This is a genomic window from Clostridium gallinarum (assembly GCF_014836325.1).
Taxonomy (GTDB): Bacteria; Bacillota; Clostridia; order Clostridiales; family Clostridiaceae; genus Clostridium; species Clostridium gallinarum.
Genome location: NZ_JACSQZ010000021.1, coordinates 36,133 through 47,395 on the forward strand (window position 1 = coordinate 36,133; position 11,263 = coordinate 47,395).

9 protein-coding genes are annotated in these 11,263 nt (G+C 27.1%); all 9 read right to left on the reverse strand.

From position 1 onward, the window contains the following. Positions 1-120 precede the first annotated feature (120 nt). Complete coding sequence (locus H9660_RS07530) at positions 121-1,677, reverse strand: PTS transporter subunit EIIC (protein ID WP_191749761.1); 1,557 nt, start codon at positions 1,675-1,677, stop codon at positions 121-123. Positions 1,678-1,817: 140 nt separating this feature from the next. Beyond that, complete coding sequence (locus tag H9660_RS07535) at positions 1,818-2,648, reverse strand: PRD domain-containing protein (RefSeq protein ID WP_191749762.1); 831 nt, start codon at positions 2,646-2,648, stop codon at positions 1,818-1,820. A gap of 217 nt (positions 2,649-2,865) precedes the next feature. Further along, entirely contained in the window at positions 2,866-3,585 is a 720-nt protein-coding gene (gene srtB / locus H9660_RS07540) for a class B sortase (RefSeq protein ID WP_341479577.1), read from the reverse strand. After that, positions 3,569-4,723 (reverse strand): YibE/F family protein, encoded by a 1,155-nt coding sequence (locus H9660_RS07545; protein ID WP_191749763.1) that lies wholly within the window; start codon positions 4,721-4,723, stop codon positions 3,569-3,571. Before H9660_RS07545 ends, srtB begins: the two co-directional genes overlap by 17 nt. A 113-nt stretch (positions 4,724-4,836) precedes the next feature. Further along, on the reverse strand, positions 4,837-7,026 hold the full coding sequence (locus tag H9660_RS07550; protein WP_191749764.1) for a purple acid phosphatase family protein: 2,190 nt from the start codon (positions 7,024-7,026) through the stop codon (positions 4,837-4,839). A 451-nt stretch (positions 7,027-7,477) separates the two neighbouring features. After that, positions 7,478-8,101: a bifunctional 4-hydroxy-2-oxoglutarate aldolase/2-dehydro-3-deoxy-phosphogluconate aldolase gene (locus H9660_RS07555; RefSeq protein WP_191749765.1), complete on the reverse strand. Its 624-nt coding sequence runs from the start codon at positions 8,099-8,101 to the stop codon at positions 7,478-7,480. Positions 8,102-8,316: 215 nt separating this feature from the next. After that, positions 8,317-9,264 carry a sugar kinase gene (locus H9660_RS07560; protein ID WP_191749766.1) on the reverse strand — a complete coding sequence of 316 codons (948 nt, stop codon included), beginning with the start codon at positions 9,262-9,264 and terminating at the stop codon, positions 8,317-8,319. A 49-nt stretch (positions 9,265-9,313) separates the two neighbouring features. After that, complete coding sequence (gene uxaC, locus H9660_RS07565; RefSeq protein WP_191749767.1) at positions 9,314-10,720, reverse strand: glucuronate isomerase; 1,407 nt, start codon at positions 10,718-10,720, stop codon at positions 9,314-9,316. Between the two features lie 173 nt (positions 10,721-10,893). Next, positions 10,894-11,263 (reverse strand): EAL domain-containing protein (locus H9660_RS07570; RefSeq protein ID WP_191749768.1); only part of this gene is annotated, 370 nt, incomplete at its 5' end.

Genomic DNA, 11,263 nt, shown 5'->3' on the forward strand with positions numbered 1-11,263 from the left:
CACATCTCCTTCTTTTGCTATAATTAATCTATAAAATTTGAACATATATAAGCTTTTAATTTTTCTTATATCAAGCTAACTAAAACTTAAATATATTCACTTGATAACTAAATTTTTAAGTTAAAGAGTTGCTAATACATCTTCAACTTCCTTACGTACATCAGGTACTTCAATTCCAAATATAATTTGAACATTATTTCCCCTCTTAACTATTCCACTATTTTTACATTTTTTTATTTCTTCTTCATTTAATAAAGAAAGATCTTTAACATCTACTCTTAATCTAGTGAAACAATTAGTTACATTTACTATATTTTCTTTTCCACCTAAACCATTTATTATTGCTAAGGCTTCTCTAGCTCCAACTTTATTTCCTATTTTATTAACTTTAGCATCTTCGCTACTAACTTCTTCTCTTCCTGGAGTTTTAAGATTAAACTTTTTAATTATGAATGAGAATAATACGAAGTAAACAGCTATTTGAACTAAACCTAAAACAAACATTATTGGCCAATTTGTCTTTTGAACTCCTGCTATAAGGTTATTTAGAGTTATTGTTATTATTCCTCCACCTAGCATTGAAGTTACATTAAATACTTTTAATAATACTATGAATAAACCAGCTATTGCTGAGTGAATTACATATAATACTGGTGCTGCAAATATAAATAAGAAATCAAATGGCTCTGTTACACCAGAAAGGCAAGCTGTAATTGCTAAAGGCATTAATAGCGCCTTAACACTTTGCTTATTTTCTTTAAATGCAGTTTTATAGAATGCTAATGCTATACCTATATAACCAAAAGTTTTAGTAAAACCAGTTGCCATATAATAAATTGTATCTGAGAACTTTGTTACTGATGGATTACCAAACTCAGCAATTGTTATAGCATAAGCACCAGCTACAGTTTGCTCTCCAACTTGCATTACTCCACCAATATCTGTGAATTGGAATGGAACATAAACTAAGTGATGTAAACCTGTTGGTATAAGTAATCTTTCTAAGAAACCATATATAAATAATCCAAAGCTTCCACTATTTTTAATTAGTACTGTTAAAGCTTGTATTCCTTGAGCGACTACTGGCCATACAAATGTAACCATAACTCCTAGAGCTAAACTTACTAAAATCATTAATATAAATGAGAATCTAGTTCCTGAATACATTGCCCAGTAACCTTTAAACTTAGAATCGCAAGATTTATTAAATATATATCCTACTAAGCAACCAATAATTATTCCACTAAATACACCCATGTCAGATACTTGAATTCCTAAAACTGAAGCTTGTCCAGTACCTATTAAACCTAACATTTCATTTGGAGTTTTTAACATCTCAAAAGTTTTTAAAGTAATATTATTTGCTTTTAAAAACATTAAGTAAGACATAAAGGATATAATCGATGCTTGATGCTTCTCCTTTTTAGCTAAAGCTGCTGCAATTCCTATACAAAAAATTATTCCTAAATTATTAACTAAAATCATTATGCATTCATAAATCAGCTTTCCTACTAATTGGATTGGTGTCCATTTTAAAAATGGTAAAAATTGATTAACTGTTGTGTTAGTTAAAAGAACACCTAAAATTAAAATCATACCTGCCACTGAAAGATACATAAGGGGTTGAACCATAGCCTTTGCAAATTTCTCTGCCGATGCTAAAAATTTTTCTTTCATACTTTCTCTTCCTTTCGAAATAAAATTATATTTTAAATTTGAAAACGTTTTAATAAGGATAAAAAATATAGACCTAAATTATACTTAAGAAAATTTTTCTAAATATAATCTAGGTCTAGCCTGCTTTACCAGTAACAATCCTAATCTCTTATAACTTTTAATAAATGTACCATTAAATAAACTTTTTCTTGTTTTAAAATTTCATAATTAAAAGTAGTTTTTATATACTCTTCTACCTTTTCAACACAAAGCTCTAACTTTGACTCTTTTCTTTTAAGTAAATCATATAAATCATCTACTTCGTCTATTGTTTTTGTAGAATCAGTTATTATTCTTTGTGCTAAGAATTTTAAATGAGTAGTTAATCTTGAATAATCTAATCTATTTTCTGTTAAATCTATATTATAAATTTCTTTTAATATTTTTGAAACTCCAGAACATAAGACTAAAATCTTTCTCGTATTATTAGTTCCAATATCTAAACATGCATTTACAATATGTATTGCTATATAACTTGCTTCATCAACAGGTAATTTTTCTCCTGTATATTTCTCTACTATATCTAATGCTCTTAAACCAATTTTATACTCTTCAGAATATAAGGATTTAATTTCGTTACTCATAAGGTTAGGTAGAATTAATCCTTCTTTAAGTCTTTCCACTGCACAGAAAATATGATCAGTTAAAGATATAATAATTTGACTACTAAGTTTTATATCTAATTCTTTACTTGCAATTCCAATTATTTCTTCAACAGCTTGAAAATATTCAATTGGAGTATTTTCAAAAATCTCATTAAACTTGCTTTTACTTTCATCTTCTATAAAATATCTTTTTTCTATCTTATCTTCCTCTATCAAATCGCCAACCTTTTTCTTAAATCCAATACCTGAACCTTGTACTATCACTTCTTTATTATCATCAGTAATAGTAGCTACTATATTGTTATTAAACAACCTGATAATTTTCATTAGTATAATCTCCCAACCCTAAAATTTGTACAAAAAAGACCTAAATTAAACTAGAAATATAAATCAGTTTAATGTTAGGTCTTGCCTGCGCTATCAGTAACAATCCATATGTTATGGTTTTATTATACAAGCCTTATTTCACTTTGTCAATGTTTACATGAAATTTTTATTTATATTGATAAATTCAATGAATAATATTATTTCCTTTATAAATTTTTTAATTTAATACAGCACATACTATAGTTCTAGCATTTTCAAACTCATAGCTACAGGTATAAAGGGTAATTATATTAGAAAAATCACTATCAATATTATTTTTATAATACGATTTTTTCTTAAGCTCATTAATGTATTTAATATAATCTTCTTCACTAATAAAATTACTTTTTAAATTAATGTCGTTTGCCGCTTCTACAAATACAGAAAAAACTTCATAGCTTCTCTCTTCATTTTCTGTAACTATTTTTATTTTTCCACTATCAAAGAAGTCCTTTTCCTTAAACTTATTTATAGCTGCAAACATACTTCCATCTCTCATATTATGACCATATAAAATTAAATTTTTATCTTCTAAAGTATTTTTATAATCTAAAAATATTGCTCCTGAAATACTATTTTCCTTATAAAAATCATTGCTTAAGTAAAAATCATTATCCTCTCCTTTAACTACAGGATAATCTATTACAGTCTCTTCTACAGTAATCCAAAATTTATAATCAGGATTTATACTTTTAAGTTCTTCATACATATGATTAAGCTTATTATTTTCCTCAGTACTTACAACATTATTATTTTTTATTTCTCTAATGCTATCATAGGTCTTATCAGATTTATAATAATTATACTTTTTAATTCCTATAATTATTAAACAAACTATTATAATAAAATATAAAATTATTTTTACTATATTTATAAACTTCTTATTTATTGCTAACACCTCTTTTAATATTAGTTGTTAGTAGCCAAGATGAAATAAATGAAACTAATGGAACTGCTAAAATAACTGCTAAGCTTCCTGAAATTCCTTGCATTATCTCAATTCCAATATCGTACATATTAATTAATTGATTATATTTTAAATTATACGCATAATTTAAAATAAGAGTATTTATTGATCCACCTGTAAACGCTAATATTAGAGTATTAGACATAGTTCCCATCATATCTTTTCCAACATTTATTCCAGATTTAAAAAGCTCACCCTTTGATATCTCTGGATTATGAATTTGTATTTCATTAATTGTAGATGCTATAGACATACTAACATCCATAACAGCTCCTAATGAAGCAATTAATATTCCTGCAAATAAAATCCCACCAACTCGTAACTTTGTATTATTAGCTAGAAATACTAGCTCCTCTATTTCCGAAACGTTATATCCTGATATTTTAGCAAAATATCCAAAGCCTGCTGCAAATACTCCTGCTATAATTACTCCAAGTATTGTACCAATCATTGCTGAAATTGATTTTTTACTTATTCCATCTATTAAATATAAACAAACAATAGATACTAATATTATTACAACTACTGCCGATAAAAATGGGGAATAACCATTGTATAACATCGGTAAAAATAAATATATTATACATATGAACGTGAATATTAACCCAATTGCTGATTTAAAACCTTTTTTACCACCAATTAACCAAAGCATCATTAAAAAGAATCCTACAAATATATAAATAATATTTGATCTATAAAAACTATATACAGATAAAGTTACATCACTATCGTACTCACTTACTCCTACTATTACCTTCATTCCTACTGTACAATCTGCACCATAAAGATTTCCAGCAAAACTAGTAGAATCATATATGTCCCCTTTTAAATCTCCACTTAATAATTTAACCCTTATCTTTTGATATCCAATTCTAGAACCATCCTCTTGAATATTATCTTCTAGTATTTCTACAACTACAGCCTTTTCATAACTCGTCCCTAAACGATTAATTAATTCTACCTTATCTATTTTATTGAAAAAGTATAAAAATATAAAAAATAATAAAATAATGACTCCAAATAATATATTCCTCTTAATATTTTTACTGCTTAATAAGCTACCTAACATAATACCCCCTAGTATAATGAAAAATTTAAAATTAATAATGAAGAATTAAGGAAAAAATCCTTCGGATTTTTATAAGGAGCTGACTTAGCCAACTCCTTTTTAATTTCTTTTAATTAAGCTTCTTTTTTTATTTTTATTTTCTTAAACTTTAATATAGTTAAACCTAGTATTGATAATGCTAAAACTCCATATACATATATATTATATGAATCTCCTGTATTTACAGTTGCATTTCCTTTATTAGAATTATTGTTACTATTTGAATTGTTGTTTTCATTTTTATCTGAATTAGTATTTTCGTTATTTTCTACTGAAGTGTTCTCTTTTACTATTACTTTTGATTTAAAAGTTTTAATTGCTTCTTCTAATTTAGTAACCGCTTCATCTACAACTGTTTGACTAGCTTCATTTGAAGATGCTACACTTTTAGCTTCTTCTATCGCTAATACTAAAATTTCTTTATCTTCTAATTTATAATTACCTTCTTCACTTCCTATAACAGCTCCTTCAAGTAGCTTTGTAGCTTCTTCTATTACTGAATTTAATTTTTCTTTATTTCCTTGTAATACAAGAGAATTCATAGTTGTATTTAAATCTGTATAGGCTTTAGTTATTATATCAGAAGTAGCATCTGATTGAGCTGATACAGCCTTTGCATTAGCAAGAGCTCCTTCAAATAAAATCCAAGATGATGATGTATAATCAGTTTTAATTTTTTCTTCTGCAATCTTTATTAAATCAAGTAAGTTTGTCTTATCAAGTGATTTTACTATAGTATAAGTTTCATCTATTTTTTCCATAGTATCTGTTCTATAAGTGCTTATAGATAAGCTTACTTCATTAACATTTATACTTGAGAAAGTTGGAACATCTTCTTGCCATCTATTTGCTATATAAGCTTGTTGTCTTGGAACATTGTCATAATATTTACTACCTGATGCTGAGTTTGCAGTTATATAAAGTATTCCATCAGGATTAACTACTTTACCAGCTTCAATATTAAGATTGGTTACTACAGCATTTTTATCTTCAATACTTGCTAGATAATCTAAATAAGCTTTATCAGTTACTAAATTTTCATATCCACTTTCAAATTCTTCATCAAAGAAATCTTCATATTCTTCTTCACTTATAAATGTTTGTTCATCTATTACTCCACCCTTTAAGATTTTTGATCTTGCATAAGTGTGATCATGTCCTGTTAAAACAAGATCTATATTATTTTCTTCAAATATAGGAACTAAAGAATATCTAAGTTCTACAATTTCTGGTTCATTTGAATGTTCTCCTGAACCATAAATATCTTGATGAAGTGTAATAACTCTCCACGTTGAGTCTTTAGCACTATTTACAGCCTCTTCTATAAACTTTTTATGCTCTGCTATATTTCTATTATTTGTATTTAAATTAATAAATAATGTATTTCCATATGTGTAATAGTAATTTCCACCACCTATAGTTGAGCCTAGTTCACTTGCATTAGGATTATTAAAATGATATGAATAATTTCCACTAACAGCATCATGATTTCCAAGAGTTGTAGCTGTAGGTAAAGATTTTAATGCATCTGGGCTTAAATATCCTGCATATTCAATTTCATTTTCTGTATAAACTAAAGCTTCTTCTGTAGTAGCTTTTTTATTTCTTATAGAAATTTGATCCCCTGCTGAAATCATAAAACTTGTATTTGGAAATAATGATAAAGCCTTACTTAAAGTATTGTTCCAGTTAAAAGTATCATTTCTTACAGACTTATCTTGACCTATAGCTTCACTTTCACCAGTAGCTGTATTTTTTAATGATGATCCAATTTGAGGATCTCCTACTAAAATAAAACTAAACTTTTCAGTATTTTGAGTATTAATTTCTATAGCTTCACTCCAATTTCCATTTGTGCCATAGCTATAAAAATACTTAGTATTATTTTCAAGTCCTATTACAGTAACCTTATTTGATAAATATCCAGGAACTGCACTACTTTGAGCCCCATCAAATTCAACAGCATCACTCATCTCCTTATTCTTACTTATCTTTACCTTAGGTGATGATTCATCTGTTTTGGAGTACCAAGCAAAATTTAATTCGCTTTCATTTTTTCCTGGTGCTATAGATAATTGAGTCCAATCATTTTTTATAGTTTCCCATTTTTCACACCATTCTTCCCAAGCTCCATTTTTTGCAGCTTCTGTTTGAGATGCTTCAGTCCAACCATCATTTACAGCTGCAAATACAGTATTACTTGTAGATGAAATCATAACACCTAACATTATTGCAGCAATTACCCTTTTAGTTCTTTTTATCATTTACAAATCCCCCTTGCAATGTATTTACAAAAGGATTATATAACAATAATTTTACATTCTTGAATTTTTTAACATTTTTTAACTTAAGTTTTACTCTTATATAAGTTACCACTAAATCCTTAACATAAATTTTACTAAAAAGTGAACCTACACCTATATAATTTTGCTTATCTCATCACATTTGCTCCAAGTCATCACAAAATTAAAGAATCACTTCAAAGCTAAAAGAAAGAAATTAAAAAATTAAATAAGCAAAAGAGATATTACACTCAGATATTTAAAGTTTATAACTTCAAAAATATATTGATTATATTCTTAACTGTAGCTTGGTTTGTAAATAATATAAAAAATATATAATAAAGCCACTCATAAACTGAGTGGCTTTATTATATATTTTTTAATTATACTATCTCTTTATATAATTCGATTAAATAAAAATTTAATTAAAAAATTACTTTTTCACTTTTGCTATAACTTCACTACAATATTCTTTTACACCAGAAGCTCCCATAGCTTTATAAACTTTATTTAAATCACTACCAATTCCACTACAATCCGCTCCAATTTCTATCCATTCAGTGATATTATCCTTATTTACTCCACCAGTTGGCATTATATTAATATCTTCAAATATTGATTTAACTGCACCTATAAAGCCCTTTCCAACAACATTTCCTGGGAATATTTTTATAAATCTTATCCCTAATTTATATACTTTATTTACTTCTGACATTGTCATTAATCCTGGAATTATTAATATTTTTCTTTCTTTTGAATAATTTATTATTTCTTCATCAACACAAGGAGAAACAATAAAATCTGCATTATTTTCAATACATTCATCTACAGCATCTTTACTTAAAACTGTTCCTGCACCAACGCATATATCCTTGTAATTATCTTTTAATTCTTTTATTAATTTAGGTCCGTTTGGTACACTCATAGTTATTTCTATGATTTTCATACCACCTTCAATTGCTGCTATACTAATTTCTTTAGCCTCTTCATATGTCTTAGTTCTAATAACAGCTACAGCTTTTTCTTCTTTAAATATATTATATATTTTTTCAAACATCTTTTATACCTCATCTTTTATATTCATTTTTACTTCTCTTATTAAATTGCTTTTAACTCATAAAAAAATGTTAAAGTATCATATCTAGGTTCCGTCGCATGCGCTCCAAGTCACCTTGCTATGATATTTTAACACTTACAAACTAAAGGATGGAAATTATAAAACTGTTATTAACAGGGTAACATCTTTATAATTTCCTAAAGAATAAAAAAAGTCTAACGCTCTATTTTCTTTACTTGTCCTAAATGTACTAAAACATCATCATAATAAGGTAACCCCTCATTATCACCTTCGACCCCTACTACTAGAGAGCCAACTGCATTTCCAAATTCAACACATTCTTTAAAAGTTTTCTCTTTACATAAGGCTGTCAAAAATCCTGCTGCAAATCCATCTCCTGCCCCTACAGTATCTATTAAAGCTTTAGGTTTAATAGCATCCACTTCATAAATACTATTTCCATCTGATCCAACAACTCCTTTAGCACCTTTTTTAATCACAACTTTTCCTATTCCATAGTCATGGAAAGTTTTTATTGCATTTTCAATAGTTGTATCACCTAATAATATTTCTATTTCTTCATCACCAACTAGAATGATATCTACATAAGGTAATACTTTCTCTATATAAGACCTTGCTTCTTCCTTTGTCCACATTTTTAATCTTATATTAGGATCAAAAGAGATAATTAAGTTGTTTTTCTTTGCTAATTTTATTGCTTCTAATATAATTTCTTGATTATTTTTAGTTATTGAAGGAAATACTCCTGTGATATGAAGTATTTTTGCCGATCTAAGATATTCTTCATTTAATTCTTCACATTTCATTGTACTTGTTGGTGAGTTTTCTCTATAATAAAATGATCTACTAGATCCATCTGATAAAACTTCTCTAAAATATACTGAAGTTTGATATCCCTCTACAAGCTTAACTTCTGAAATATCAATAGCTTCTCCTCTAATAGTTTTTAATATATATTTTCCAAAATCATCATTACCAAGTCTACTTATAAAACCTGCTTTTAATCCTAATCTTGCACATCCTATTGCAACATTTAGCTCTGCCCCACCTACTTTTCTTTTAAAAGTATCTGAAAATATTATTGGTCCCTTTTCCCTAGGACACATTGCAATCATAGCATCTCCTATAGTAATTACATCCATTAATCCTACACCTCTTTCATTGGCTTATATGTTTTTTAGACTTATACTTTTATTTAATACCGAAATATTCATTAGCATTGTTATAACATATACCTTCTACAATTTTCTTAAGTAATTTTTGATTGTCTGGTACTTCCCCATTTTCAACCCATTCTCCAATTAAATTACATAATATTCTTCTAAAATATTCATGTCTTGTGTATGATAAAAAACTTCTAGAATCAGTTAACATTCCAACGAAGCGACCTAATAATCCAAGGTTAGCTAATGCCTTCATTTGTTCAATCATTCCATCTTTATTATCATTAAACCACCAAGCAGATCCAAATTGTATTTTCCCTGGAATTCCATCACCTTGGAAGTTTCCTAGCATAGTTCCTAAAACATAGTTATCCTTTGGATTTAAAGTATATAAAATAGTTTTAGGAAGAGAATTTTCTCTATCTAATGAATCTAAAAGTCTAGAAAGAGGATAAGCTATACTTTCATCATTTATAGAATCAAATCCAGTATCTGCTCCTAGTTCTTCCTTCATTCTTGTATTATTATTTCTAAGTGCTGCAATATGAAGTTGCATTGTCCATCCAAGTCTGTAATAATGTTTAGCTAAAAATCTAAATGTGTAAGTCTTATATTTCTTTTCTTCTTCTAAGCTTACTCCATCACCTTCTAAACCCTTTTCAAATATTGCTTCTGCTTCTTCCTTTGAAACCTCTGAATACAATACTGTATTATTCATACCGTGATCTGATATTCTACATCCAACTGAATGGAAATATTCTATTCTTGATTCAAATGCCTTTAAAAATTCATCGTAACTGTTAATTTTAACTTTAGATACTTTTTCTAAATTTTTTACCCATGAAGCAAAGCCTTCTGCATTTATTTCCATACCTTTATCAGGTCTAAATGTTGGTAAAACTTTTACATCAAAGCTTTTATCTTCTTTAAGCTTTAAATGATATTCTAATGTATCAGTTGGATCATCTGTTGTGCAGATCACTTTAACATTTGATTTTTTAATTAAATCTCTTACATTAAAACCTTCTCCATTAAGTAATTTATTTGCCTTTTCCCAAATTAATGGAGCTGTATCTTCATCTATAACATCATATATTCCAAAAAATCTTTGAAGTTCTAAATGTGCCCAGTGATAAAGTGGATTTCCTATAGCCATTGGTAATGTTTTTGACCAATCTACAAATTTATCATAATCACTTCCATCTCCAGTAATATACTTTTCATCTATTCCATTACTTCTCATTGCTCTCCATTTATAATGATCCCCATATAACCAAGCCTCAGTAATATTTTTAAATTTTTTATTTTCATATATCTCCTTTGGATCTATATGACAGTGATAGTCTATTATAGGCATATCCTTAGCGTATTTATGATATAAATCTATAGCTGTTTGATTAGATAATAAAAAGTTCTCATCCATAAATTTTTTCAATTTAATCACCCTTATTTCATTATTATTTTCTTCAAATAAATCATATTAGATTATTTTCTTTCCATAATTTAATTATATATAATAATTTGTAATTTTTATTATTTTTTTCCTAAAAATTCTCTACATAAGGATACAAAAAAAGTGCCTACTAATTAGACACTTTTTCATATTATTTATTTAATTATTTCATCATATAAGTTACCTTGTACACATAACTTATCATTATCTATTTCTTTAATCTTTTTCTCTTGTTCTATTTTATCAATACCTTCTAGAACAATAAATTTATCCTCTGCTTTTGCTATTCTTGAAATAAAAATTATTATTTCACTTCTTATTATACTCTTGTCCATATTTTCAGTAAAAATTTTATCTATTTTTATTATATCTATATCTAAGTCTTGTATAATATTTAAATTTGAATATTCTATTCCAAAATCATCTATTGCTATTAAAAATCCTGCTTCTTTTAAGATTTTTATATTTCCACTTATAATTTCAATATCTCTAACATTTATATTTCCAATGACTTCAATACAAATG